The following is a 25,940-nucleotide window of genomic DNA, read 5'->3' as shown; positions in this document are numbered from 1 at the left end:
TCGAACCCTTTTTTATGTGAGTACAGGAATAAATCTATTTTTTAGTCTTTATCATTTTTATTCCTTGTAAAAGCATGTCGCTTAGTAATAAGTTTCTACTCAACAAACCTTGCATCTATACCATATAGCACCTCTAAATCATGCTGGGGTAAGAAGTCTTTTTCTTTTACTTGATATTGCACAACTTTATCGTTTTGCAGCACTTTTTTCACTTCGCCTTTACCTTTCCAACAGAAAGAAACGATCTGTGTTTTTGGTCTTTCAATGGTAAGCGTAAAGTCCGCAATAGGTTTTGCCCAGTTTGCCCCAGTTTTAAGAATATAGCCTAATTCGTGGTAATATATTCCTTGCGATTTTGCTTTTACTGATTTTTTGAATGCGGGATCAATACAAAAGGTATCGGCAAACTTTTTAATGTTCACGAGTTCAGGAAGCCCCACCCCCCCCCCGACTAGAGGGGCATATTCGTGCTGAATTTGAGTAATCGAATTGGCTTTAAAGGTTTGTTGCCAGCTATAAATAATTTGTCCACCCCAAGTGATATCCTGGCTATCCTCAGAGTCTTTGTATGAATATTTAGCAAGACGTGGATCCTGACATTTCAAGATTTTCTTATTTGCCGAATCAGATTTACGCAACCAAGGCTCCATTAACTCTTCTTCAGTTAAACCACAGGCACGAAGAATGTCCGTGACATCATGAGAAACAAATTCTCTTTTCTCTGCATCATCTACATTTTGGGTTTCGTAAAAGAACGCGCGTACATGAGTCATCGGTTTGATTTCTTTGCCATTCGCATAAATCTTAAAAGAATTGATTAAACTTTGGGTGTCAGCAAAATCACCGTAATCGTGCAGCATCACTTCCGGTAATGGGAATAGCACCGTCTCAGTAATGTCTTTATCGGTCAGATTGCGATATTCATATTCCACCTTAATTTTATCTTGGCTGATAAATAGGTTTTCTTTTTGCATCGCAATATGTTCATTTTTAATATATTCCACACCACCAGTAGAGACTGTTCCCGTACTGTCGTTAGCTTGAGCCATAGATGGAAGACAAAGAATCGTTAAGATAAGGGACTTTTTCATGTTGAATTCCTTATTGAATAGAGAGATTGGTAAAATTCCTCAAATTTAACTGCTTACAAACCCTTTTGAATTGCTAAGTTATGAGTTTACTAGTTTTATTTCTTACAATAAAGGTAGGATAACAAACTTAGCAATAATGGGCATAAAAAATAAATATAAACTGATGAGGTTTGGAATACGCCATCATAATTAGTGCTTTATAGTGCATTCAAATAAATATTTCCCGAATACTCCAACTTTGGCAATCCATAGCAACATCGCAAAGCTGCGATAAAAACGTTGAAAAATAGCAAAAAAGAGATAGCTGAAACTGGTAATAGCAATAAGTAATAGATATCAATAGAATGCGTTAGGTTTTTAGTGGCTTGGTCGTTTAACGTTAAATCATAATCACTAACCTGCAACCAGTGAACGCTAAAGTTGTACCAGAAATAAGCACTAAATAACAACATGGCGAAATGTGTTAAAAAGAGTAGCGTTCTCATTTGTAACGTCTCAAAAGTAGTAAATACTTAAAAATTTATTTTTCTTAAAGAGATAAGCAAATAATAGACAAATACATTTATGCCCCGTACTATGTTTCTTTTTCTTTGGTATCGATTATGACTCGAATTAATCTTGTTCCGCCAGCGGAGCTGTGTGATCAGCATCTTTTAGCTGAACATCGTGAATTAACCCGTATTCCTAATGCCGTAGCGAAAGGTAAATATCACTTAAAAGGACAGCCTGCAGAATATAAGTTAGGTGAAGGGCATGTGCGTTTTTTCTTTAATAAATTGGCGTTTTTAAAGAAACGGTATGATGCATTACATGCGGAATGTAAAGCCCGAGGCTTTAACGTGCAGTATATTTGGAATGAAACATTACCCGATGACCCAAGTTTATGGTTGGACTATGAGGCCACAGAGGCTGCATTGCAGATTAATCGGGAACGTATTCTGGAACGAATGCCATTAAAGGCGAGATTTACACCGCATCTTCCAAAGAGCGGTCAAAAATAAAGGAGTTTTCACTTATGAAAGGCAGTGAGAATATAAAAAAGGTGAGCATCGCTCACCTTATGAATAGTTTAATCTTTCAATTTAATAAAAAACGTACCACTAGGTATGATAGGCAAATAGTTTTTATGGAAATCCATAAAGGTTTTTTGTGGGTCTATGTCTTCAAAAAGTTTTGGGTAAAGTGCTTTTGCCATAAATTGAGCGGCTGCTAGATCACTTAGTGAGCGAGAAGCCGTATGATAAATACCGTAAACACGGTGGTTTTTAACTGCAGGTAAATCTTGCCACCCTGCACGGGTTAAGAAACCTTTTAGGCGTTTTTGTGCATCCTGTTCATTGATGTTTATTCCCATCGCCATCATTTCATCGTTAGTTTCATGCCCCATTTCTGTGCCAGAAATCATAATCACTTCAGGTTGTGCGGCAAGAAGTTGTTCTGGATTAATTGGTCCCCAATTTTCGACAAAAGGCGCGCTTACGTTATTCCCGCCAACAGTTTCAGCAATAGCACCCCACATATTTTTACCAAAGGTAAAGCTATATTCACTAGGACCTTTATTGCCAAATTCTACATAGATTTTAGGTTTAGGTAGGTTAGCCTCTTTTACACGTTTTTGAATATCAGTAATGCCTTGAGCATATTCATCTGCAATTTTATTTGCTCGTTCTTCGGTACCTGCAAGTTGCCCAAAAATCTTTGCGCTTTGGGTGTGTCGTTCTACACTTTGAGCATTAAAATCGACAACAATAATTGGAACGCCAGCTTGTTCTAACTTTGGTAGTTCGGAACCAATAGTTTGATATTGCCATTCTGCAAGAATCAATACATCAGGTTTTAATGCCAAGGTTTTTTCGGTTGAGAAAGTTCCTGTATTTACATTACCAATATCAGCAATATTTTTGAGTTCAGGCATTTTTTCAGAAAACAATGCCCAACTTCCTGGATTAAATTTTTCCCAAAATTCACGTGAGATACCTTTAACATATTTAAAATTTTCAACACCCGTAACAGCAATGTAATCAGGATAGTAAAAGCCTAACACGGCATTTTTTACGGGCACATCAACGTTAACTTCTCGTCCTAATACATCTTTGATTGTTTTTATTTCTGCTTGAGTAGTGATACCAAAAGTCAGTAATAGAACGGCCAAAATTAAACGAATTGTTGATTTTTTTTGCATATAAACTCCTGTCTGAATAAAACATCAGAATATTGCCATAAATAAGAATTATTATCAAATTTAGGTGTTATAAAGTGATAATACAAGAAATGCTGTTGAAGGGTAAAATAGGCATATATCTAGAAAAAACATATTTCGCATTTAAAATTGGAAGTGCGGTCAAAACTTAGTAAGTTTTCACTTCTCCTTGAGTTGGACTAAAGGAGAAGTGAATGTGGGAGAATTATTTATATTCAACCACGATATCGCTTTCGCTAACAGTATCACCATAAACTGGCAATAAGGTTTTTTCGTAAGCTTGTTTTAAACGACCATCTTTGCCTAAGGTTTGGATTTCGTTGTTTAACCAATTTAGCAATTCAGGTGCATCTTTGCGAACAGCTGGTGCAATAACATCTTGATCACCAAAGTTTTTTACGCCTACGGTATAACCTGGATTTTGTTTTGCCCAAGCGAATAAGAAGGTATTATCGTTAGATAATGCATCACCACGGCCATCACGTAAGGCTTCAAAGGTTTCGGTATTTTGTTCAAATTTTAATAACTTCACATCTGGATAGTTTTTGGTGAAGAAAATATCGGCCGTGGTACCTTTATCCACGATCAAAGTTTTGCCTTTTAATTGCTCAAGATTAGTAATGACTGAGCCATCTTTTGAAACGACACCGAGTGCCACTTTCATGTATGGATTCGCAAAATCCACCACTTCTTTACGTGCTGGAGTTACAGTAAAGTTGGCGAGAATAATATCAACTTTCTTAGAAAGTAAGTATTCAGCACGGTTTGCGGCATCCACTAAAACAAATTCCACTTTGTTTTCGTCGCCTAATAAGTCTTTACCGATCGCTTTACCAATTTCAACATCAAAGCCTTGGCTTTTGCCTTGTGCATCAACATAACCAAATGGTGGTTTATCGCTAAATACACCAATGCGCACTTTGCCATCTTTTTGTATTTGCTCAAGGCTTGAAACCGTTTTTGCCCCGTCTTTAGCTGGTTCTTTATCATTACACGCAGTTAAGCCTAATGCTAAGGTGGCAGTAGCTAAAAGTGCGGTCAATGTTTTAAATGTTTTCTTCATAGTTTGTCCCTCTCGGTTCATAATTTAAGATATTTAAGAATGTTTTCGCACGATCCGTAGTTGGATTCGTGAAGAAATCTTCCGGTTTTGCTTGTTCAATAATTTGCCCTTTATCCATAAACACGATGCGATTAGCCACTTGGCGGGCGAAGTTCATTTCGTGGGTAACGATGAGCATCGTCATGCCGTCTTTGGCGAGACCTAAGATCACATCAAGTACTTCACGTACCATTTCAGGGTCAAGGGCAGCAGTCACTTCATCAAACAGAATAATTTCAGGGTTCATGCAAAGTGAACGTACAATGGCAATTCGCTGTTTTTGTCCACCGGATAATTCACGTGGATAGGCATTTTTTCGGTCATATAGGCCTACGCGTTTAAGTAACTCATCGGCTTGTTTTTCAGCTTCAGCATGATCGCGTTTTTGTACTTTTAAAGGGCCGAGTAAAATATTGTCAATCACTGATAAATGAGCGAAGAGTTCATAACTTTGGAATACCATCCCAATGCGTTGACGCGCTTTGACCCAAGGAATGTCTTTGCCTAATTCGCCTGCATTTTGCAGCAAAATCTGACCGCTCTTTATTTCCTCTAGTCCATTTAGGCAGCGTAAAAAAGTACTTTTACCACAACCCGATGGACCTAAAATCACGACAACTTCGCCTTTCTCTATAGAAAGATTGATGCCTTTGAGTGCTTCTACATCACCGTAATTTTTGACGAGGTTTTTAATTTCTAATAACGCCATGTGTTTTCCTAATTAAAATTAACTTTCCCAACGGGTTTCTAAATAACGGGAAAATAAGGATAGTGGGTAACAAATCACAAAATATAAACCGAAAATGACACCGTAAATCCAAAGCGCTGCCGATTGATTACTAAATAATGAATGTTCGATAATTTGTTGACCGACTTTAATCACTTCGACTACACCAATTAACATCGCCAAAGAGCTGGTTTTTACCATGCGAGTAAAGAGGTTAATAGCACTTGGTGTCACACGTTTTAAACTTTGCGGAAGTAAAATATACACAAAGGTTTGAAACGGCGTTAAACCTAAAGCGTAGGCTGATTCCACTTGATGTTTTTCAATGGAAGTTAATGCACCACGCACTAAATCGCCCATTTCTGCCGTTCCCCAGAAAATAAACACTAAAATACATACAGAAATGCCATCTAAGTGAATATCAAACCATTTTGCTAAACCGAAATAAGCGAGAAAAAGTAATGCTAATAATGGAATGATGCGTACAAATTCTAAATAAAAGCGGCAGATGGCTTTGATAATTGGATTTCTGCTTGTCATGATTACGCCAAAAATGACACCTAAAATACAGGCGAAGAAGACAGAAACGAATGCAATTTCAGATGTTACCCATAAACCATTAAGCAAGCGTTCGATGTTGCTGCCTTGGAATAATAACTCAAGCCCCATATTTTGCTCTCCGAGTACGGCGTTCTAAATAACTGATGAACAGAGACATCGGTAATAGAATGATCAAATAAAATACCACTAATAAAAATAAGGCTTCATTGGTTTTGTAATCGAGCCCAATGACTTCTTTTGCGACAAACATGAGTTCCGCAACTGCGACAGCACTGATCACAGAGGTTTCTTTCATTAAGAACAAGCAATTTGCACCAATTGCAGGTGTTGCAATCGCAAAGGCTTGTGGGAAAATGACATAGCGAAAAGCTTGAAAAGGGGTTAGACCAATACTTAAGGCTGACTCAATTTGTCCTTTTGATACCGCTTCTAGGCCTCCGCGAATGGCTTCTGCCATATAGCTTCCACCTAAAAATGCCAGGCCAATAATACCGCAAGTAAACCCATCTAATTTCAGGCCAATTTTAGAAAGCCCAAAATAGAGAAAAAACACTTGAATCAATAAAGGCGTATTACGAGAAAGCTCAATATAACCTTTTACGAGCCAAGTTAATGATTTGACTTTGTAGGTGGTAATCACAGCACAAATCACACCAATCACCAGCGACAATAAAATGCCCCAAAAGGCAAGATGAAGCGTCATCAGCGTGGCGTGGATAAAACGTGGAGTGACGCTTAAAATATAATCCCAATTCATTTTTTATAATTTAATCGTTTGCTTGACGATATAGTAAAAAATTTTGAAACGACGAGAAAAGAATGGAAATGCATTATTTATAATGAAATGTAATAAGAGATGTGTTTTAAATGAGATCAGTGAGGGTGAAGTAATAAAAAACGGGGCTTTACTTAGCCCCGTCGTTGTTTATTTTAATCACGTTTTGCGATAAGTGCGGTTGGTTCTTCGTCTGTTTTTGCTTCAGTTTGTGTTTCAGCGGGTTTGTCCTGAATAGACATGGCTGATTTTAAACTATCCTGACGAATTTTTTTAGCTGCTTCTTTGTCACCAGCTTGTTCAAACACATAAGACGCCATCATAACATCATTTGGTTGAAGCTGAGTTGGGCAAGCAGTCACTTCTTTAAATGCTTCTGCTGCTTTAGCAAAATCGTTATTACGCACATAAAGATAGCCTAATGCACGATTGAGACAACAACGTTGGCTTTCATCGGCACGTTTCGCACGTTTTTCCACGAGTTTGAGCAGCTTGCTGTTATCTTCTGCTTGTAAACGAGTGATTTGCGTGCAAAGTTCAGGGCTAATTGGTGTGTTATCACCCAATTTCTTCATGATTTCAAGCGTGAATTCATAAGCCGATTCATGATCGTTACAATCAATTAAACGTTGAATTAAAGCGGTTTTTAACTCTAAATCATTGCGACGACGGCGTGGCTGAGCTTCCCACCATGCGAGCAAGCCTTCAACGCCTTCTTCATTCATTTTCTCATCTAACAAGCCATTTTCTGTTTCTTGTTGAAGCGCTTTAAATTCTTCTGCTGAGAATAAACCAGAACCTTCGATTAAATCTAAGATGCCATCAAGTGCTTGGTAAGCTTTGGAACGGCTATAAATTTCAGCCGCAAGTTTTAACACTTCTTTGTTGCGATCTGACATTTCAAGCAAGCTATCAACAGAACTACGCGCTGCCGGTAATTTATTTTGTTGTAATAAAATACGAGTACGGGCAATTTCGACTAATAGATTATCTGAACCGGCAAGCTCCGTCGCCTCAATCAAATAACGGTTTGCGCTGAATTCATCACCGCGTTGTTGAGCAGCTTCTGCGGCTTTAATCAGATTCAATACTGGCTCTGCAGAGTGTTTCGCGTTTTTACCAATTAGTTTTTCTGCCTTGGCATAATCGCCTTCATTCATTTTCATCAAGCCTTCAAGGGTTTGACGTTGTGCTTTCACACGTTTACGGCGAGAAAACCAGTTATAGGTATTGCTACTTAAACGGAAGAAACGGGTAACAATCCACTCTAATGTATAAATCACTGCAAGTGCGACCACAAAGAGAATGACTAATGTGGTAAGTGACATTTCATACACGGTGTTTGCCGTTTCAACTCTGACATAACCTTGCTGACCGGAGAGGTAAGGCCCTGCAATCAATCCGGCAAGTAAGGCGATCATTAAAAAGAGAACTCTAAACATTATCTATCCTTATTGTTGGGGTTCAGTTGCCGGTTGTGCAGCTGGTGCTTCAGCGGGTTTTTCTTCCGCTTTTGGCTCTTCTGCTTTCGCTTCAGGTGCCGGTTTTACTTCTTCTTTTCTTGGTGAATTATCCACTGCTTTTTCTGCTTCGATTTCCACTTTTTGCACATCTAAAGGTGTACGGTTTAAGTATTTATCAAGCATGCTTAAGCTTTGTAATTGGCTTGGCACATCCACATAGATGGACAATTCAGATAATTCATCCACTGATTTTAAGAAGCTTTGAGTTACTTCAGCATTGGTATCAAAATAGCTACGAATCCAAGATGCGACGGCTTCCAAAGATTGTTTATAAAGCTCGTTTTGTTGACGAGGCACTGCCATAATCGCTAATTGTAAGCGTAAACGAATGTTTTCACGCAAATAGATATCTTGGTTTGGCGCTAATAATTCTTTGCGATCCGCACCATGTTTCGGTGAAATACGGATAAAGTGATTTAAGAATGAGGTTGCACTTTTTTCTGCATTTTCAGCCCAATCTGAAAGAGAATCCGATAATTTTGTTGCATTTTGATCATCACCGAAATTCACATCTAACACAGGTAACTCATCAACCGTATTGGCTAATTGCGATAATTTTTGCATCACCGCATTTTGATCAACGCCAGCTACGGAGAGAAGTTGTTTCAGATCTTGATTGATTGCACTACGGATAGCCGCGGATTGTGAATTATTCACTTTAGCAAGAGTTTCATCAGCGAGTTTTAAGAGTGAAACCGCTGTGTCCACATCATTATCTAATACTAATTTGCGTAATGCATTGTTGAGCAAGAAATCCGCTTCTGAGAATAACCAATCTGTAGGTTGTTGAGCATTAGCTTGAGCGCTCACTTTATTAATTTGTGATTGTAAGCCAACTAACTCATGTGATTTGGCATTGATTAGCTCTTCTACTTGCGCAATTTTGTTTTGCGTTGCTTTATTTGCAGACTCTAACTGAGCAAGCTGTGTAGTATCAAATTTTACGTCTTGAGCAGGTGCTGAAACCACCGTTTTATTATTGATTTGAGCTTCAAGTGCGGTCAATTTTTGTTGGAATTCATCCACCTGTTGTTGGCCAAAATAATAACCTGCACCACCCACGCCAAGTGCAATGAGAATAGCCAATAAACTTAATCCAGTACCACTTTTCTTCACAACGGTTTGTGTACGTGGCGCAACAGGCTCGCGATCTTCAGTTTGAATTTCCACCGCATCTGTTGCTTGGATTTCATCTGTCGTTTCAGGGGTTAATTTCTCTTTCGCCATATCTTTTCCTTAGTGAGAAAGGGGAGTTACTTCATTAAGTAAGGTATTAAGTAAACTTTGATTGTCCGCACCGGCGGAAACCACCACATTATGCCAACCTTGTTGTATTGCAACATCCGCAATGCGTTGACTTACCGTGACTAAACAGCAATTTTTTAGCCAATTTTGTTCATTTTCAGGCACAAATTCGATTAACGCCTGCAAAATTTCAAGACTTGTTACTACAAGGGTTTGTACACCAGAACGAATACAAATACTGGTTTGCTCTTCGTTATTATAACTAATCGGCGTGCGTTGGTAACATTCGACTGTCTCAACAGTTGCACCGCGTAGTGTGGCCTGTTCGCGTAATAATTCTCGTCCACCGTTGCCGCGTAAAATTAACAAGTTTTTATCTGTTAATTCTGCCATTTGCGGTAAATTTAGCACGCCTTCCGTATTTTCCGACGTGATTGGATAACGAACAGTACATTCAGTTTGACAGGAAAAATGCTGTGCCGTTCTATGTCCAACTGTAAAGTATTGTAAATCTTGACGCCAGCTAAAGCCAATATCTTTCAGGGTTTTATCCGCAAAATCGACCGCACTTTTGGATACCAAAAACACATAATCACCGCTTTTTAGCTGATTAAGTTTCGTTGGTAATTGTGCCAACTCAGCACCCGCCTCAATAGAAAACAAAGGCAAATGCAAGGCAACCACACCGGCTTGATTCAGCTGGTCAACTAGGGCTTTTCCTCGTTCATCGGGGCGAGTGACTAGTACGGCCATGGTAATTTCCTATGCTGAATAAATCTTCGCCAGAATCTTATCTGCGCCTTGTGCTAGAAGTTGTTCTGCAATGGTCACGCCTAATGCTTCGGCGTTTTCAACCGCACTTTTACCTTCTGCACGAATAATCGCAGAACCATCGGTTTCTCCGACGAGTGCACGCAAGAAAACTTCGCCATTTTGCTCAATGGCATAGCCACCGATTGGTACTTGGCAGCCGCCTTGTAAGCGGGTATTCATTGCACGCTCAGCCAAAACACAAGTCGTCGTGGTCGCATCTGCAAGTGGAGCAAGTAACGCTTTCACTTCTTCGTCATTAAAGCGACATTCAATGCCCACTGCACCTTGTCCGGCAGCCGGTAAAGATTGTTCTACTTCAATAAATGAGGCGATGCGTTCTGCTAGTCCTAAACGAATTAAGCCGGCTGAGGCTAAAATAATGGCATCGTATTCGCCATTGTCTAATTTACTTAATCGGGTGCCCACATTGCCACGTAAAGAGCGAATATCAAGATCAGGACGTAATTGTTTCAATTGGCATTGACGACGTAAGCTTGATGTTCCAACAATAGCACCTTGTGGTAATTCATCTAATGAACGGTATGTATTGGAGACGAAAGCATCGCGCGGATCTTCACGTTTACAGATTACACTTAACCCTAAACCTTCTGGAAATTCCATCGGTACGTCTTTCATTGAATGGACGGCAATATCGGCACGTTTTTCGAGTAAAGCATTTTCTAACTCTTTAACAAATAAGCCTTTTCCGCCAATTTTAGCTAAAGGAGAATCCAGGATGACATCGCCTTTTGTCACCATTGGAACTAATTCAACAGAAAGCGTTGGATGAAATTTCTCTAATTGATCTTTTACAAAATTCGCTTGCCAAAGGGCTAAAGGGCTTTGACGAGTCGCTATTTTTAAGGTTTTAAGTACTGCCATAAATACCGCTGATTTTAAATAGAAATATGCCCTATCCTACCATTTTTAGGGCAAAAAGTCAGATCATTTAAATTTTTGATTTCTGATGAGCTAAGTGGTACAGTAATATCAGTTATATGGTCATAGGTAGGAAGCCTTGAAATACGATCTCACTCAAGCCCGAAAATGTATCGAAACTCTAGATAAACGTCGTTTTGATCGTGCATTATTGGGCTCTGGTGATGCATTCCGACACATCGTCTCTTTGGTGCCGCTGTTGTTGCATCTTAATCATCCAGCTCTGCCGGGTTATGTGGAAGATGCCCCTGCAGGCATTGCCGATTTTATCCTTTCCAATTATCAGCAAAATTTTCTCTCAAAAGAACATCTCGAACTTGTCGAAGACGTGCAAAGTGCAGTCAATTCTGATGTTGTTTTTACTCCGATTTTAGGTATTTATGTGATGGGCAGTTTTGGCTCCATTAGCCAAACTTCAGCTTCGGATTTGGATATTTGGATCTGCCATCAAGATGATTTATCTGAACAAGATCAGCAACGTTTGGCGGAAAAAACGAAGAAAATCAGCCTATGGGCATCCACATTTCATGTGGAAATGCATTTTTATTTGATGACGCAAAAACGCTTCCGTAATGAGCGTTATTCCGATCCATTAACCAAAGAAAATAGCGGTTCTGCTCAATATATGTTGCTGTTGGAAGAATTTTATCGTTCTGCTGTACGCCTTTCGGGCAAGCCATTATTGTGGCTCCACTTGTGGGTGGAAGATGAAAAACAATATGAAGCCGAAGTTTCGCGTTTAGTGGAAGCTGGTGAACTTGATCCAAATGATTGGGTGGATTTTGGTGGATTGGGGCAATTCTCTGCGAGCGAATATTTCGGTGCGAGTTTATGGCAACTGTATAAAGGTATTGATTCACCGTATAAATCGGTGATGAAAATCTTATTATTAGAAACCTATGCCCAAGAATACCCAAATGCCCATTTAATTGCTCGTCAATTTAAAGAAGATTTACTGTCCGGTCGAAGTACCGCTGCACACCATTTTGACCCTTATATCGCGATTCTAGAGAGAATTAGCCAATATTTGACCGCACATTCAGAGTTTAAGCGCCTTGATTTTGTCCGTTCTTGTTTTTATGTGAAAGCCACTGAAGACTTTGCGTTATACCACGCTTCAAATTGGCGTATTTCTTATATGAAAATGATGGCGCAAGAGTGGGGCTGGTCAAAAGAATGCATTGAAGAATTGGATCAACGTCCAAATTGGAAAGTCAAACGGGTGAAAGAAAGTCACACTAATTTAGTGACCTTCTTGATGATGAGTTATCGAAATCTGGTAGATTTTGCACGCAAACACAAAATTAATTCTAGCGTGATTCCGCAAGATATCACGGTGCTGTCTCGCAAACTTTATACTGCTTTTGAAGAATTACCCGGTAAAATCACTCTACTGAATCCACAGATTTCGCATAATTTAGCAGAAGATCACCTCACATTTATCGAAGTTCACGGTAATAAGAATTTTAAGGATGGGTGGTATCTGGTGAATCAGCCACCAAATCATATTATGTTTTCGAAAGAACGCGTGATTGAATATGGGGAAAGTTTAAATAAAGTGGTCGCATGGGCTTATTTTAATCGCTTGCTAACAGCTGAAACGCGTTTACATCTAATTAGTCAAAATATCGACCAACTGACTTTGCGTAATTTTGTTGCCGATTTACGGTTATTTTTCCCGCATACCAATGGCCAAGCGCCTACAAATGAGGCGCTTTCGTCCCAATGTGAAATCCGTGATCTATTTATCGCTGTGAACTTAGTAAATGACCCAACTGCACAAGTGGAAGAACTTAAATCCAATATTTCGCCAAGTGATTTGTTCAGTTTTGGTCAATTAGAACAGAGTTTGGTGGGTAGCATTGATTTCACTTACCGTAACGTATGGAATGAAATTCGAACTCTACATTTTGAAGGGCAGAATGCGATTTTGCTTGCCTTAAAAGTGCTTTCTAATAAAATTGATCAGGGTGTAAATCAGCCGCGTTCTGTACAGGTTTTCTGTTACAGTAAACACTACAATCGTACGTTGCGAAACTTAGTGAGTGCGTTAGTCAATCGTTGTATTAGTATTCAATTGGGAGATAGTCGTCCAACAACCCATTCTCGTTTACGTGTAGCAGGAAAAAACTGGCAATTCTTTTTTGAGGAAAAAGGGATCAGTTTGCAACCTATTGAAGGCGGAAAAGAAAGTGCGGTCAATTTTGAGGACGTTTTACCGACTCAGTTGGAAGAAAAAGAAATTATTCCTGAGGCCCGTCGATACCCGCCTGAAATTGATTTATTTGCCAGTGAAGGTTTTTTACAGTTCTTTTTTGAAGATAATGTGGATGATAGTTTTAACGTCTATTTGTTAGATGAAAAAAATCGTCTCGAAATTTATCGTCAATGTGAAGGTTCGAAAGATGATAAAGTACGTGAAATAAATCAGATTTATCAATCGCTTGGTTCGAAAGATTGTGAAAATCCGTATAAAATGGTGCAACGGAATTTTAATTACCCGCAATTTTATCAATTGCATCCGACAGAAAGCGGCATGCGTATTATGCCGTTCAAATTTAAAAGCAAAAGGACTTGCTAATAGCTAAATCAAAACAAGCATTGTTTGGGATAAAACTCATTTATCTGCAAATTATGCATTGGAAGATAAGCAAAATCCCGATAGAATCCCTCGTCCGAAAATCTATTGAGAAATAATCTAAGGCGGTAGACGTTTTTGCCTTCGGGCGATAAAATGTGCGCCTGCTTATCTCTTGGAGAATATTATGCAAGAAAAATTAAAAGTATTAATTATCGACGACCACCCATTAATGCGTCGTGGTATCAAGCAATTAGTTGAATTAGAAGAGAATTTTGAAGTCGTCGCTGATGTAGGAAGCGGTACCGAAGGTATTTCTATTGCGATTCAAGAATCCCCAGATTTAATCATTTTAGATCTTAATATGAAAGGTCTTTCTGGTTTAGATACGCTCAAAGGCTTGCGTGCAGAAGGTGTTGATGCGCGAATTTTGATCTTGACGGTATCTGATGCGAAAAATGATATTTTCACTCTCATCGATGCGGGGGCAGATGGCTATCTATTGAAAGATACTGAGCCAGATGTGTTACTTGAGCAAATTAAACGTATTGCACAAGGTGAAGTGATTTTAAGTGATTCGATCAAGAATTTACTGTTAGAACGTAAACATACTGTTGATCCAATGGATTCACTCACTGATCGTGAAATGGATGTGTTACGTTTAATCGCGACAGGTTTATCCAACAAACAAATTGCAGGTCAGCTTTTCATTTCTGAAGAAACAGTTAAAGTCCATATTCGTAATTTACTGCGTAAACTTAACGTGCATTCACGTGTTGCGGCAACTGTCTTATTCTTTGAACGAAATGGTCGATAGGCAAGTTTCAAAACGTAAAAAAGTGCGGTCAAAATTGACCGCACTTTTTATTTATCTCGGCACCCCCCTTAATAAAGGGATTGGTTCAAATGGCGCAACTGAGGTTGGCGCAGGAATATCATTAAAAATTAAGATAAATGGTTTAGGTGGCAAGATTTTTTCGTTTCGCCACAAGCTTCCCATGCCGACTAATTGAATATCATCGGGTAAATTCTTTATTCCCGCTTTTAATACAGCCACAGTATTTGGGCGAGGGTGTCCAATAGCAATGGCTGTGCCTTGTTTACGCGCATATTGAATTGCACTTTGAAATTGGCGTTGAACATCTGCCAAATTATCACTGTCATCTAAAAACACATGGCGATCTAATACACGTATGCCTTGTTCTTTTGCTATTTTTCCCGCAACTGATTTCCCGATAGTACGGCTATCTAAAAAGAATAAATGCTGCTCGCGAAGTGCTGTCATCAAATAGGTCATTAATGTTGCATCGGCTGTGGCTGCACTGCCCATATGATTATTCATTCCGATAGCATTGGGCACAATAGCTTTCGCTTTTTTCACTCGCTCATTCACTTGCGCTTCAGACAAGCCTAAAGTCAAACCACCTTCTTCAATTTTAATATTGCTGACCGGTTGCATCGGCATATGAATGAGAATATCGTGATTTTGTGCTTTCGCTTCTTGATTGCGTATTTTTGCATAGGGTGCTGCTGGAATGATCGCAACGGAGATTTCTTTGGGCATGGCTAAAACCTCAGCATCCTCTTTCGGATGATAGCCAATGTCATCAATTACAATAGCCAGTTTGCCTTGTGCAAAAGTAAACGCAGAGAAAAGTGCGGTTGAAAAAATGATCGTATTTCTGACCGCACTTTGAAAGAATGCCGCCATTATTTAATCCACCCAGCTGGATTTACAGGCACCCCTTTACGGCTGATACCAAAGTATAGTGCCGGTTTAGATAGCTCACCCGTATTACCCACTTGTGCAATGGTTTGTCCCGCAGACACCAGCTGACCTTGTTTTACAAATACCGCTTGGTTGAAACCATATAAGCTCAAGTCGCTGTCGCCGTGTTTCACAATCACCATATAACCATAGCCATTAAGATGGCCGGCGAGAATGACACGACCACTTGCAATGGCTTTTACCGCTGTACCCGTTGGTGCGCCGATAACCATGCCTTTCCAACGTACTTCGCCCGCTTGGATTGAACCAAAGGAATACAACGTCGGGCCGGAAACAGGGCGACTATATTGACGTGCAGCCGTACCTAAACCACTGGTACTGTTAATCAACTTACGTTCTTGATCAGTTGGTTGATAAGGTTTTGAGGTACGTTTTTCTTCCTCTTGTTTTTTCTGAGCAAGGGCTTCACGCTCACGTTGTTCTTGTTGGCGAGCGGCTTGTTCAGCACGTTGAATTTCTTGGCGAAGGGCATTTTCGTTCGCTTTTAACGTTTCCAGCTTATTCTGATCTTTGGTTAAGTTTTTGTTGAGTTCATTTAACGTAGATTGACGTTCTTGTTGCGCTTTTTGTAATTCTTGCTGCTGTTTCTTTTGCGTAGAAAGCTGATCGCGATGATTTTTTTGTTGGCCTGAAATCGCTTCGCGTTGTTTCGCTAAATTCTCTTGTGTCGCTTTCAGATTATTGATCATATCGATGCGAACTTGATTTAAGTGCTGATAATACACTTTCATGCGTTCTGCTTTTTTCGCATCTTCCGAAAGCATTCTTTCTAAGGTAGAAGGATTTACCCCTGAACGATAAATAGCATCTACTTGCTGCGCGAGCTTCGCTTTTTGAACGCGTTCTTGCTTTTCTAATTGCTTGATTTGTTTTTCGGTTTCCGCCATTTGTTTGCGGATTTCTTGCAAACTTAATTCTGTTTCACGTAATTCACCGACAACGCTATTAATTTTGCTTTCTTGGTCTTTAAGACTAGCTTGGAGTTTAGCTTGTGCGCGTTTTTGTTCGGCGATCTTCGACTCTTGTTGTTTAATTTGTTTTTGAATTTGGTTGAGATCGTTGCCTTGCGCGAAAGATGAAAAGCCAAGCAGACCGCAAGCCAAAAGTGCGGTCAGTTTTGATAAGATTTTTTTTCTACGATTGCTTTGCTGCATACATCTAAACTTGAGAGAAATTAAGGGACGAATAAGGCTTAAATACTAGCATTATTTTTGAGTGGCTAAAAGTTTACAGACGTTTTTTTGCGAAAGATCAGTAAATACCGCCTTTTTGCTTTTAAACATAACGATTTTTTGCTATAAAAGAGCCATTCATTTTTTTATTAATACTTAGGAGATCCTTATGGAATTAGTATTCATTCGTCACGGTTTCAGTGAGTGGAACGCAAAAAATTTATTCACCGGTTGGCGTGATGTGAATTTAACCGAGCGCGGCGTAGAAGAAGCAAAAGCTGCGGGTAAAAAATTGTTCGAGAAAGGCTATGAATTTGATATTGCCTTCACTTCTGTTTTAACTCGTGCAATCAAAACCTGTAACATCGTGTTAGAAGAATCTCACCAATTATGGATTCCTCAAGTGAAAAACTGGCGTTTAAATGAGCGTCACTACGGTGCATTACAAGGCTTAGATAAAAAAGCAACCGCAGAACAATACGGTGACGAACAAGTTCATATCTGGCGTCGTTCTTACGATATTTCTCCTCCAGATTTAGATCCAAAAGATCCAAACTCTGCTCATAACGACCGTCGTTATGCAAACATCCCATCTGATGTTGTACCAAACGCAGAAAATTTAAAATTAACCTTAGAACGTGCATTACCATTCTGGGAAGATCAAATTGCTCCAGCAATGCTTTCTGGTAAACGTGTTTTAGTGGTGGCGCACGGTAACTCACTTCGTGCATTAGCAAAACACATTATCGGTATTTCTGATGCGGAAATCATGGATTTTGAAATCCCAACGGGTCAACCGTTAGTGTTAAAACTTGATGATAAATTAAACTACGTAGAACACTACTATCTTTAAATTTATAAATAATTTCAAAGTGCGGTTAATGTTGACCGCACTTTTTGTTTAAGGAGAATAACGGATGAAAAAATTACTCGCAGTGATTTTTGCCTTGTTACCTGCTTTGGCCTTTGCTGCATCGCCAAATCATACGGCAAAATCAACTCAAACCAAGTCAGTGAAAACGGCAGTTAAAAAAGTGGAAGCCAAGAAAGCCACTACGCCTAAAGCCGTAGCTAAAACAGCGAAAAAGCAAGGCGATGCCAAAAAAGCAGAAGCGAAAAAGCCAGCTAAAATTGTCGAAGCGAAAAAAGCGGTAACGAAAAAAGAAAAAATAAAAAATAAAACGACAACTAAAGCCGCTAAAGCCGAGCCAACAAAAACGAAAGGCAAACAGCCAGTAGAAAAAACTAAACAAACTGCATTAAAAGACAAAAAGACGGTAGCGAAAAGCAAACAAAGTGCCGTTAAAGAATCAGCTAAACCTGAAAAGGTGATTGCTAAAAAAACACCCGCAGTTAAAACTGAAGTGAAGAAAGCGGAACCCAAAGCCGTTGAAAAAGTGACTGAAAAGAAAGTAGATACTGTCGCACAAAAAACAGCGAGTATGGTGACAAAATCCGTCGTCGTACCAAGATGTAATGATTCAAAAGTTTTTGCGGTATTATCTGATGCCTTCAAAAAACAAGGTGCAGCCACTAACACCCAAATGACGGTAAAACAAATCTCGCAAGCCCGTGAAACGCAATCTTATCCACAACAAGGCATTCGCAGCTGTAATGCGATCGTGGAAACCAACAGCGTTAAATATGTTACGGATTACAGCATTATCTTGAATGATAAAGGTTTCTTCGTGCAAGTAGAAAACGCACAACCCGCTCAACGTTTCTAATCTTAACGTGCGTTATTTAAATGAAGTTGTTTGAATAACGCACGCATTTCTTCTTCATTCAAACGGCGATATTCACCATTGCCTAATCCATCAAGCGTTAAATGACTCATTTGATAACGGATGAGACGCAATGTCGGAAAGCCGATATGTGCGGTCATTCGACGCACTTGTCGATTTCGTCCTTCACTAATTTTGATTTCCAACCAGCTCGTTGGAATACTTTGACGTTCACGAATAGGTGGATTGCGAGGCCAGAGAAAATCAGGTTCTGAAATCAACCGCACTTTTGCCGGCTTTGTCATTCCATCTTTCAATTCAACGCCTTTGCGGAGTTTGTCTAAGTCCGTTTCTTCAGGAATACCTTCCACTTGCACAAAATACGTTTTTTCTGTTTTAAACTTAGGATCTGCCAAATGATGTTGCACTTCACCATTATTCGTTAAAATCAGTAACCCTTCGCTATCACGATCCAATCGCCCTGCCGCATACACATTAGGAATGGTAATAAAATCTTTTAATGTCGCTCGGCCGTTTTCATCGGTGAATTGTGTCAGTACATCAAATGGTTTGTTAAATAAAATAACCTGACTTTCCGCGATAGAAAGTACACGTGGACGACGATATGTTCCCCTATGACTTTTTTTCTGAGGAGTGTTTGATGAAAAAGATGTTTTCGTTTTTGAGATTTTTTTCAAAAAAATACTACCTAAATTATTAATTTTATAAACATTAACTAAAAATAAGAAAAGCCGATTTGTTTGTGCAAATCGGCTCGAAATTTTATAGGTTTAAGTATTAACCCGCAACTGCGATACGTTTCATATCTGTCATGTAGCCACGTAACTCTTGACCGATTAATTCAACCGGGTGGTTACGGATTGCATCGTTTACATCGCGTAAGGTGATGTTGTCGATAGCGACAGCTGGTGTTGGTTCACCTAAGTCACCTTTTTGTAAGGTTGGGATGATTTCTTTAGCAAGAATTGGGGTTGCTACGTTAGAGAATAAGTAGTTACCGTATTCTGCAGTATCAGAAATTACCACGTTCATTTCGTATAAGCGTTTACGCGCGATAGTGTTAGCGATTAACGGTAATTCGTGAAGTGATTCATAGTAAGCTGATTCTTCATAGATACCGCTTGCTACCATTGCATCAAAGGCTAATTCAACACCCGCTTTCACCATTGCTACCATTAATACGCCGTTATCAAAGTATTCTTGTTCAGAAATTTTGATGCCGTCTGCTTTTGGTGCATTTTCAAAGGCAGTTTTGCCAGTTGCTTCACGCCATGCTAATAAGTCTTTATCACCGTTCGCCCAGTCTGCCATCATGGTTGCTGAGAAGTGACCGCTGATGATGTCATCCATGTGTTTGTAATATAAGAAACCAAGGCTTTCTTTGATTTGCTCAGATAGTTCAAATGCACGTAATTTTGCGCTGTTTGATAAGCGATCCATCATTAATGTGATACCGCCTTGTTTTAATGCTTCAGTAATGGTTTCCCAACCGTATTGGATAAGTTTGCCTGCGTATGCTGGATCTTTACCATCTGCAACAAGTTTGTCGTAACATACGATAGAACCTGCTTGTAACATACCGCAAAGAATGGTTTGTTCACCCATTAAGTCAGATTTTACTTCTGCAACGAATGAAGATTCTAATACGCCTGCACGGTCACCACCAGTTGCTGCAGCCCATGCTTTCGCAATTGCCATACCTTCACCACGTGGGTCATTTGCTGGATGAACTGCGATTAATGTTGGCACACCGAAACCACGTTTGTATTCTTCGCGAACTTCAGTACCTGGGCATTTTGGTGCACTCATCACTACAGTGATGTCTTCACGGATTTGCTCACCTACTTCAACAATGTTGAAACCGTGTGAGTAACCGAATGCTGAATCTTTTTTCATTAATGGCATTACATCAGCCACCACTTTAGAGTGTTGTTTGTCTGGTGTTAAGTTGATCACTAAGTCTGCTGTTGGAATTAATTCTTGGTAAGTACCCACTTTAAAGCCGTTTTCAGTTGCACGTTGGAATGAAGCACGTTTTTCTGCAATCGCTTCTGGACGTAATGCATAAGAAATGTCTAAGCCAGAGTCACGCATATTTAAACCTTGGTTTAAACCTTGCGCACCACAACCTACGATAACGATTTTTTTGCCTTTTAAGTAGTTGCAACCGTCAGCAAATTCGCTGCGATCCATAAAACGACAACGACCTAATTGATCTAATTTTTCACGTAAATTTAATGTGTTGAAATAGTTAGCCATTTTTCATCCTTTCTATGATGTTGATTAATGTGTATGAGGTTGTGTTTGAATATAGTTTTTTGTTGTGAAGTGGATTATAAGGTTTTTAGTTGTTGCGTAAAGTGATATTATTTGCACTTAGTGTTGCAATTTTTGCAATGTAATTTGCTTTTAACGATACATATGAACTTTCAAGACCTCCAAATATTTCTTCATCTTGCTGATACACAAAATTTTGCTAAAACCGCTACGCAAAATTATATGTCACCCTCTACGCTCTCACGCCAAATTCAACGCATGGAAGAAGAATTAGAACAACCTTTATTTATTCGTGATAATCGACAAGTGCGCTTAACCGAACAAGGCGAGAAATTTCTGCAATTTGCGAAAGCAGAATGGCAAAACTGGCAAGAGTTTAAGCGTCAGCTGCGAGATAATTCAGCGGAATTAAGCGGAGAGTTGCGCTTATTTTGTTCGGTAACAGCTTCATATAGCCACTTGCCACAGGTGTTAGCCAAATTTCGTTCTCGTTATCCGAAAGTTGAAATTCAACTGACGACTGGTGACCCAGCTTCTGCGGTGCAATTTATTCAATCAGAACAAGTGGATCTTGCCTTGGCGGGGAAACCCAATAATCTACCGACGGGATTGGAATTTTATAAGATTGATGACATTTCCCTTTCATTAATTGCACCACGAGTCGCTTGTTTAGCGACACAATTATTACAGGAAGACCCTATCAACTGGCAACAGATGCCTTTTATTTTGCCGTTAGATGGAATGGCACGCCAGCGTATTGAACAATGGCTACGTAGCAAACACATTAAACATCCCAAAATTTATGCCACAGTGGCGGGGCACGAAGGTATTGTGCCAATGGTGGCGCTTGGTTTTGGATTAGCGATGTTACCGGATGTGGTGATTGATAATAATCCTATGTCAAAAGACGTGTCTCGGTTAAATTTAGATAATCCCGTTGAGGCGTTTGATTTAGGTGTTTGTGTGCAAAAAAGAAATTTAGCGAATCCCCTAATTCGTGCATTTTGGGAGATGTTAGACTAAAATAATAAGCAGAATTAACCTAAGGATTTATTATGTTAAGAGGCATACTTATTTCACTTTTAGCCTCGCTTTTATTTGGCTATATGTATTATTTTTCCACGTTACTGAAACCGCTCAGTGGCACGGATATTTTCGGCTATCGAATGCTGTTTACATTCCCTTTCGTTGCCCTTTCCGTCATCATGTTTAAACAAAAGCAGGCATTGGCAGAGCATTTAAAACGCATTAAAAAACAACCGCTCTTTGCCCTTTCCTATATTATTTGTGGCGCATTAATGGGGTATCAAATGTGGCTCTTTTTGTGGGCCCCCAATAATGGTAGCTCCTTAAGTGTTTCTTTCGGTTATTTATTATTGCCAATTGTGATGGTGGCTGCGGGACGGATCATTTTTAAAGAGCGAATTTCAACATTGAAATTCATTGCGGTGTTAATTGCAGCAATCGGAGTGATTTCTAACATCGTTTTAAAAGGCGGATTATCTTGGGAGGCCATTGTTATCTGTGTGGGTTACACCACCTACTTCTCGATACGAAAAGCCTTAAAAAATACCGATCTTGGTGCTTTTTGCTTAGAAATGATCGCATTATTGCCAGTTAGCGTTTACTTTGCCCTTCAAACCGATTTTGCCACCGTGCAGGAATCGAATCCTAATATTTGGGGGTTATTGGTATTGCTCGGGCTCATTAGTGGCTCTGCATTGATTGCTTACGTGATTGCCAGCAATATGCTGCCGATGAATTTACTTGGCCTTTTAGGCTATGTTGAAACCATTTTGATGGTAATTATTTCATTTTTAATTGGAGAGAAAATGGATGCGAACAGCTATCCGTTATTCATTTGTTTAGTATTGGCGATGAGCCTGATTATTTTTGATGGCGTGTATAAACAGCGCGCAAAAGGAACAAACCATGTCGTTTAAAGAAATTACCCCAGAACAAGCTTGGGAAATGATGCAAAATGGCGCCATGCTTGCTGATGTTCGGGACCCTCAACGTTTTACCTATTCCCATGCGAAAGGGGCATTTCATTTAACTAACCAAAGCTTTTTACAATTTGAAGAACTGGTGGATTTTGACTCCCCGATTATCGTGAGTTGTTATCATGGCGTGAGCAGCCGAAATGTGGCGACTTTCCTCGTTGAACAAGGCTATGAAAATGTGTTTAGTGTCATTGGCGGGTTTGATGGTTGGGTAAAAGCTGGTTTACCGATAGAAACGGCTTATTAATATTTTTTTGATTTAAAGTGCGGTGAAATTTACCGCACTTTTTATTTTTTGTCTCGCTATTGCTTATCCACAATCGATTTTAACATCGTATAAGATTGGGCTTGCTTTTGTTCATCAAAAATATAGCTGACAGCCATAATTTCATCAAAATGTACCCGTTCACGTAATTGCTTGAGTTGAAATTCCACGCTTTCAGGACTACCGATCAGCGAACAAGCGGTCATTTGTTCCACTACGGCACGCTCTTGGTTGTAAATCGGGATCTCCTCGAAATCGACTGGGCCAAAGTGCGGTTTATTTTGGGCGTGCATTTGAGCTTTCCAAACATCTTCTTCTGATGCCATCGGTGGTTGTAAATTTTGTTGCGCGTTAGTCACTACGTTTAAGAAAAATAGTGTTTGTGTTGTCGCCAGTTCTCTCGCTTCTTTATCGGTTTCGGCAACAATCGCGTTCACACCTAAGATGACATAAGACTCAGCAAGATAGGTCGATGGTTTGAAGTTTTTGCGATAAATCTCTACCGCCATTTCCATCATGCGTGGCGCAAAGTGTGAAGCAAAGGCATAAGGCAAGCCAAGTTCTGCCGCAAGATACGCGCTTTCGGTACTCGATCCTAAAATATAAAACGGTATATTCAAGCCCGCGGAAGGATAAGCAGAAACCGGGTTGCAATCTTTAAAGTAGCCGCGAAGTTCCGCAATTTCCGCAGGGAAGTCCAGACTGTTTCGTCCACGACGAAGTGCTACAGCCGTTTGCATATCCGTTCCTGGCGCACGTCCTAAACCGAGTTCAACACGGTTTGGATAAAGCGTCTCCAGTGTGCCATATTGCTCGGCCACCACATAAGGCGAATGATTCGGTAACATCACGCCGCCCGAGCCAACGCGCAAGGTCTTTGTATTGGCTAGCGTATGCTGAATTAAAAGTGCGGTCGCTGAACTCACCAAATTTTTCATATTATGATGCTCAGCAATCCAATAGCGTTCAATACCAATATTCTCAGCATGTTTTGCAAGGCTTACCATAGACTCAACCGCTTGCAAATAAGTTTGCCCTTCCCGAACGGGGGCGAGATTAAGAATAGAGAGCTTCATTTTATTTCCTCATAATTGATTTGTGAGCGTTATTATACTTGGTTTTTCTGGCAGAAATATCGATAAAATTGGAATAGACTGTTCCGAGAAAAGGAAAAATATTGCAAAATAAGCACAAATTCAGATGTATTCGAAAAAATGATTGTATTTAATAATATTTCCCTAAAGCGCGGGCAAACCGAATTGCTCGAGAATGCCACGGCGACCATCAATCCGAAACAAAAAGTCGGCTTGGTGGGGAAGAATGGTTGTGGTAAGTCTTCTCTTTTTGCCCTATTAAAAAAAGAATTAACGCCAGAGGGCGGCGAGGTCACTTATCCATCCAACTGGCGGGTATCTTGGGTGAATCAAGAAACGCCAGCATTGGATATTCCCGCCATTGATTATGTGATTCAAGGAGATCGCGAATATTGCCGCTTACAGCAGGAATTAAACGAAGCCAATGAGCGTAATGATGGTCATGCGATTGCGCGCATTCACGGGCAGTTAGAAACCTTGGATGCTTGGACGATCCAATCTCGTGCGGCTTCCTTATTACATGGTTTAGGCTTTAGCCAAGACGAAATCACTCAACCGGTAAAATCCTTCTCCGGTGGTTGGCGGATGCGTTTAAATTTGGCACAGGCATTGCTTTGCCCATCGGATTTATTATTACTGGATGAGCCAACCAACCATTTGGATTTGGATGCAGTTATTTGGTTAGAACGTTGGTTAGTGCAATATCAAGGCACCTTGGTACTAATTTCCCACGACCGTGATTTTCTCGATCCAATTGTGACGAAAATCCTTCATATCGAAAATCAGAAGCTCAACGAATACACGGGCGATTATTCTTCCTTTGAAGTGCAACGGGCAACCAAATTGGCACAACAAACGGTCATGTATCGTCAGCAACAACAAAAGATATCTCATTTACAAAAGTATATCGACCGCTTTAAAGCCAAAGCGACCAAAGCCAAACAAGCACAAAGCCGCATGAAAGCCTTAGAGCGCATGGAGCTAATTGCACCGGCTTATGTGGATAATCCTTTTACCTTTGAATTCCGTCCACCGCTATCTTTGCCGAATCCTTTGGTGATGATTGAACAGGCGAGCGCAGGTTATGGCAATGGTGAAAATGCGGTAGAAATTTTAACTAAAATTAAGTTGAATTTAGTGCCGGGTTCGCGCATCGGTTTGCTCGGGAAAAACGGTGCGGGGAAATCAACGTTGATTAAATTGTTAGCCGGCGAGCTCACCGCACTTTCTGGCACTGTGCAATTAGCTAAAGGCGTACAACTCGGCTATTTTGCTCAGCATCAGCTTGATACACTACGTGCAGATGAATCCGCTCTCTGGCATATGCAGAAACTTGCACCGGAGCAAACGGAGCAACAGATACGGGATTACCTCGGGAGTTTTGCGTTCCATGGCGACAAAGTTAATCAAGCGGTGAAATCTTTTTCTGGTGGAGAAAAAGCCCGTTTGGTGCTCGCGCTGATTGTTTGGCAACGTCCAAACTTATTACTGCTTGACGAGCCAACTAACCATTTGGATTTGGATATGCGTCAGGCATTAACCGAAGCGCTAGTGGATTACGAGGGCTCTTTGGTGGTGGTTTCCCATGATCGTCACTTACTACGTAATACCGTGGAAGAATTCTATTTGGTACACGATAAAAAAGTGGAAGAATTCAAAGGCGACTTAGAGGATTATCAAAAATGGCTTAACGAACAAAACAGTGCACCAGAAAATAAATCCTCGGAGAAAAATGACGACAATGAAAATTCCATGCAAAATCGCAAGGAACAAAAACGTCGTGAGGCCGAACTTCGCCAACAAACTGCACCTCTTCGCAAAAAAATCTTCCAACTGGAGGAAAAAATGAATAAACATGCCTCCAAACTTGCGGAGATTGAAAACCAATTGGCAGATTCCGAACTATACAGCGCAGAAAATAAAGAAAAATTGACCGCACTTTTGGCGCAGCAAGTAGAGGTGAAAAAAGCCTTGGAAGAAGTTGAAATGGATTGGTTAGCGGCCCAGGAAGAATTGGAAGCAATGCTACAAGCATAGGGAC

At 40.0% G+C, this 25,940-nt stretch carries 24 protein-coding genes; 9 read left to right on the top strand and 15 right to left on the bottom strand.

The window, feature by feature from the left end; all coding sequences use genetic code 11:
- Positions 1–95 precede the first annotated feature (95 nt).
- Positions 96–1,091, bottom strand: a complete 996-nt coding sequence (locus tag DPV81_RS07440; RefSeq protein WP_111387619.1) for a DUF4424 family protein — start codon at positions 1,089–1,091, stop codon at positions 96–98.
- A gap of 602 nt (positions 1,092–1,693) precedes the next feature.
- On the opposite strand from DPV81_RS07440, the gene DPV81_RS07430 reads away from it, so the two are divergent.
- Entirely contained in the window at positions 1,694–2,092 is a 399-nt protein-coding gene (locus DPV81_RS07430; protein ID WP_065286166.1) for a pyrimidine dimer DNA glycosylase/endonuclease V, read from the top strand.
- Positions 2,093–2,160: 68 nt separating this feature from the next.
- On the opposite strand, the gene DPV81_RS07425 is transcribed toward DPV81_RS07430, so the two are convergent.
- From DPV81_RS07425 to hemC, 9 genes are all read right to left on the bottom strand, one after another.
- Positions 2,161–3,273 carry an ABC transporter substrate-binding protein gene (locus tag DPV81_RS07425; protein ID WP_111387617.1) on the bottom strand — a complete coding sequence of 371 codons (1,113 nt, stop codon included), beginning with the start codon at positions 3,271–3,273 and terminating at the stop codon, positions 2,161–2,163.
- Between the two features lie 223 nt (positions 3,274–3,496).
- Positions 3,497–4,354: a cysteine ABC transporter substrate-binding protein gene (locus DPV81_RS07420; protein WP_111387615.1), complete on the bottom strand. Its 858-nt coding sequence runs from the start codon at positions 4,352–4,354 to the stop codon at positions 3,497–3,499.
- Positions 4,338–5,102, bottom strand: coding sequence for an amino acid ABC transporter ATP-binding protein (locus DPV81_RS07415; RefSeq protein ID WP_111387613.1), 765 nt, complete (start codon positions 5,100–5,102; stop codon positions 4,338–4,340). Before DPV81_RS07415 ends, DPV81_RS07420 begins: the two co-directional genes overlap by 17 nt.
- An 18-nt stretch (positions 5,103–5,120) precedes the next feature.
- Entirely contained in the window at positions 5,121–5,789 is a 669-nt protein-coding gene (locus DPV81_RS07410) for an amino acid ABC transporter permease (protein ID WP_111387611.1), read from the bottom strand.
- On the bottom strand, positions 5,779–6,438 hold the full coding sequence (locus tag DPV81_RS07405) for an amino acid ABC transporter permease (RefSeq protein ID WP_070591079.1): 660 nt from the start codon (positions 6,436–6,438) through the stop codon (positions 5,779–5,781). The genes DPV81_RS07410 and DPV81_RS07405 overlap by 11 nt, the downstream gene beginning before the upstream one ends.
- A gap of 173 nt (positions 6,439–6,611) precedes the next feature.
- Positions 6,612–7,898, bottom strand: coding sequence for a heme biosynthesis protein HemY (locus tag DPV81_RS07400; RefSeq protein ID WP_111387609.1), 1,287 nt, complete (start codon positions 7,896–7,898; stop codon positions 6,612–6,614).
- 9 nt (positions 7,899–7,907) lie between these two features.
- Positions 7,908–9,206 carry a uroporphyrinogen-III C-methyltransferase gene (locus tag DPV81_RS07395; protein ID WP_111387607.1) on the bottom strand — a complete coding sequence of 433 codons (1,299 nt, stop codon included), beginning with the start codon at positions 9,204–9,206 and terminating at the stop codon, positions 7,908–7,910.
- A 9-nt stretch (positions 9,207–9,215) separates the two neighbouring features.
- Entirely contained in the window at positions 9,216–9,977 is a 762-nt protein-coding gene (locus DPV81_RS07390) for a uroporphyrinogen-III synthase (protein WP_111387605.1), read from the bottom strand.
- Between the two features lie 9 nt (positions 9,978–9,986).
- Positions 9,987–10,919 (bottom strand): hydroxymethylbilane synthase, encoded by a 933-nt coding sequence (gene hemC / locus DPV81_RS07385; RefSeq protein ID WP_111387603.1) that lies wholly within the window; start codon positions 10,917–10,919, stop codon positions 9,987–9,989.
- Positions 10,920–11,055: 136 nt separating this feature from the next.
- Here hemC and DPV81_RS07380 point away from each other — a divergent pair, with 136 nt between their 5' ends.
- Positions 11,056–13,557: a class I adenylate cyclase gene (locus tag DPV81_RS07380; RefSeq protein WP_111387601.1), complete on the top strand. Its 2,502-nt coding sequence runs from the start codon at positions 11,056–11,058 to the stop codon at positions 13,555–13,557.
- 184 nt (positions 13,558–13,741) lie between these two features.
- Positions 13,742–14,371, top strand: a complete 630-nt coding sequence (locus DPV81_RS07375) for a response regulator (protein WP_005694852.1) — start codon at positions 13,742–13,744, stop codon at positions 14,369–14,371.
- 51 nt (positions 14,372–14,422) lie between these two features.
- On the opposite strand, the gene DPV81_RS07370 is transcribed toward DPV81_RS07375, so the two are convergent.
- Entirely contained in the window at positions 14,423–15,265 is an 843-nt protein-coding gene (locus tag DPV81_RS07370) for a divergent polysaccharide deacetylase family protein (RefSeq protein WP_111387599.1), read from the bottom strand.
- A complete protein-coding gene (gene envC, locus DPV81_RS07365; RefSeq protein ID WP_111387597.1) occupies positions 15,265–16,497 on the bottom strand; it encodes a murein hydrolase activator EnvC in 1,233 nt (410 codons plus the stop codon). The genes DPV81_RS07370 and envC overlap by 1 nt, the downstream gene beginning before the upstream one ends.
- A 187-nt stretch (positions 16,498–16,684) precedes the next feature.
- Between envC and DPV81_RS07360 the strand changes: the two genes are divergently transcribed.
- Complete coding sequence (locus DPV81_RS07360) at positions 16,685–17,368, top strand: 2,3-diphosphoglycerate-dependent phosphoglycerate mutase (RefSeq protein WP_005694847.1); 684 nt, start codon at positions 16,685–16,687, stop codon at positions 17,366–17,368.
- Positions 17,369–17,432: 64 nt separating this feature from the next.
- Positions 17,433–18,242: a hypothetical protein gene (locus tag DPV81_RS07355; protein WP_111387596.1), complete on the top strand. Its 810-nt coding sequence runs from the start codon at positions 17,433–17,435 to the stop codon at positions 18,240–18,242.
- A gap of 2 nt (positions 18,243–18,244) precedes the next feature.
- Here the strand turns inward: DPV81_RS07355 and DPV81_RS07350 are convergent, their stop codons facing one another.
- On the bottom strand, positions 18,245–18,961 hold the full coding sequence (locus tag DPV81_RS07350) for an rRNA large subunit pseudouridine synthase E (protein WP_432206730.1): 717 nt from the start codon (positions 18,959–18,961) through the stop codon (positions 18,245–18,247).
- Positions 18,962–19,037: 76 nt separating this feature from the next.
- A complete protein-coding gene (ilvC, locus tag DPV81_RS07345; protein ID WP_111387592.1) occupies positions 19,038–20,519 on the bottom strand; it encodes a ketol-acid reductoisomerase in 1,482 nt (493 codons plus the stop codon).
- 162 nt (positions 20,520–20,681) lie between these two features.
- Here ilvC and ilvY point away from each other — a divergent pair, with 162 nt between their 5' ends.
- Genes ilvY through glpE form a run of 3 tightly spaced genes read left to right on the top strand, consistent with a single transcriptional unit; the run spans position 20,682 to position 22,787 of the window.
- The gene (ilvY, locus tag DPV81_RS07340; protein WP_111387590.1) at positions 20,682–21,560 is read left to right on the top strand and encodes an HTH-type transcriptional activator IlvY; all 879 of its coding nucleotides are present in this window, start codon (positions 20,682–20,684) and stop codon (positions 21,558–21,560) included.
- Positions 21,561–21,592: 32 nt separating this feature from the next.
- A complete protein-coding gene (gene rarD, locus DPV81_RS07335; RefSeq protein ID WP_111387588.1) occupies positions 21,593–22,480 on the top strand; it encodes an EamA family transporter RarD in 888 nt (295 codons plus the stop codon).
- On the top strand, positions 22,470–22,787 hold the full coding sequence (gene glpE, locus DPV81_RS07330) for a thiosulfate sulfurtransferase GlpE (RefSeq protein ID WP_049384666.1): 318 nt from the start codon (positions 22,470–22,472) through the stop codon (positions 22,785–22,787). The genes rarD and glpE overlap by 11 nt, the downstream gene beginning before the upstream one ends.
- 56 nt (positions 22,788–22,843) lie before the next feature.
- Here glpE and DPV81_RS07325 read toward each other — a convergent pair whose 3' ends face one another.
- The gene (locus DPV81_RS07325; protein ID WP_111387586.1) at positions 22,844–23,881 is read right to left on the bottom strand and encodes an LLM class flavin-dependent oxidoreductase; all 1,038 of its coding nucleotides are present in this window, start codon (positions 23,879–23,881) and stop codon (positions 22,844–22,846) included.
- A gap of 138 nt (positions 23,882–24,019) precedes the next feature.
- Here DPV81_RS07325 and DPV81_RS07320 point away from each other — a divergent pair, with 138 nt between their 5' ends.
- Positions 24,020–25,936, top strand: a complete 1,917-nt coding sequence (locus DPV81_RS07320) for an ABC transporter ATP-binding protein (RefSeq protein WP_111387584.1) — start codon at positions 24,020–24,022, stop codon at positions 25,934–25,936.
- The last annotated feature ends 4 nt before the right edge of the window (positions 25,937–25,940 follow it).

The organism is Haemophilus parainfluenzae, from assembly GCF_003252795.1.
In the GTDB taxonomy this organism is placed as follows: domain Bacteria; phylum Pseudomonadota; class Gammaproteobacteria; order Enterobacterales; family Pasteurellaceae; genus Haemophilus_D; species Haemophilus_D parainfluenzae_K.
Note: the sequence above shows the minus strand (reverse complement) of the source record. Positions and strands in the feature narration are given on the sequence as shown.

Coding starts and splice junctions, on each gene's coding strand:
- DPV81_RS07440 (WP_111387619.1), bottom strand. CDS start 1,091: ATGAAAAAGTCCCTTATCTTAACGATTCTTTGTCTTCCATCTATGGCT.
- DPV81_RS07430 (WP_065286166.1), top strand. CDS start 1,694: ATGACTCGAATTAATCTTGTTCCGCCAGCGGAGCTGTGTGATCAGCAT.
- DPV81_RS07425 (WP_111387617.1), bottom strand. CDS start 3,273: ATGCAAAAAAAATCAACAATTCGTTTAATTTTGGCCGTTCTATTACTG.
- DPV81_RS07420 (WP_111387615.1), bottom strand. CDS start 4,354: ATGAAGAAAACATTTAAAACATTGACCGCACTTTTAGCTACTGCCACC.
- DPV81_RS07415 (WP_111387613.1), bottom strand. CDS start 5,102: ATGGCGTTATTAGAAATTAAAAACCTCGTCAAAAATTACGGTGATGTA.
- DPV81_RS07410 (WP_111387611.1), bottom strand. CDS start 5,789: ATGGGGCTTGAGTTATTATTCCAAGGCAGCAACATCGAACGCTTGCTT.
- DPV81_RS07405 (WP_070591079.1), bottom strand. CDS start 6,438: ATGAATTGGGATTATATTTTAAGCGTCACTCCACGTTTTATCCACGCC.
- DPV81_RS07400 (WP_111387609.1), bottom strand. CDS start 7,898: ATGTTTAGAGTTCTCTTTTTAATGATCGCCTTACTTGCCGGATTGATT.
- DPV81_RS07395 (WP_111387607.1), bottom strand. CDS start 9,206: ATGGCGAAAGAGAAATTAACCCCTGAAACGACAGATGAAATCCAAGCA.
- DPV81_RS07390 (WP_111387605.1), bottom strand. CDS start 9,977: ATGGCCGTACTAGTCACTCGCCCCGATGAACGAGGAAAAGCCCTAGTT.
- hemC (WP_111387603.1), bottom strand. CDS start 10,919: ATGGCAGTACTTAAAACCTTAAAAATAGCGACTCGTCAAAGCCCTTTA.
- DPV81_RS07375 (WP_005694852.1), top strand. CDS start 13,742: ATGCAAGAAAAATTAAAAGTATTAATTATCGACGACCACCCATTAATG.
- DPV81_RS07370 (WP_111387599.1), bottom strand. CDS start 15,265: ATGGCGGCATTCTTTCAAAGTGCGGTCAGAAATACGATCATTTTTTCA.
- envC (WP_111387597.1), bottom strand. CDS start 16,497: ATGCAGCAAAGCAATCGTAGAAAAAAAATCTTATCAAAACTGACCGCA.
- DPV81_RS07360 (WP_005694847.1), top strand. CDS start 16,685: ATGGAATTAGTATTCATTCGTCACGGTTTCAGTGAGTGGAACGCAAAA.
- DPV81_RS07355 (WP_111387596.1), top strand. CDS start 17,433: ATGAAAAAATTACTCGCAGTGATTTTTGCCTTGTTACCTGCTTTGGCC.
- ilvC (WP_111387592.1), bottom strand. CDS start 20,519: ATGGCTAACTATTTCAACACATTAAATTTACGTGAAAAATTAGATCAA.
- ilvY (WP_111387590.1), top strand. CDS start 20,682: ATGAACTTTCAAGACCTCCAAATATTTCTTCATCTTGCTGATACACAA.
- rarD (WP_111387588.1), top strand. CDS start 21,593: ATGTTAAGAGGCATACTTATTTCACTTTTAGCCTCGCTTTTATTTGGC.
- glpE (WP_049384666.1), top strand. CDS start 22,470: ATGTCGTTTAAAGAAATTACCCCAGAACAAGCTTGGGAAATGATGCAA.
- DPV81_RS07325 (WP_111387586.1), bottom strand. CDS start 23,881: ATGAAGCTCTCTATTCTTAATCTCGCCCCCGTTCGGGAAGGGCAAACT.
- DPV81_RS07320 (WP_111387584.1), top strand. CDS start 24,020: ATGATTGTATTTAATAATATTTCCCTAAAGCGCGGGCAAACCGAATTG.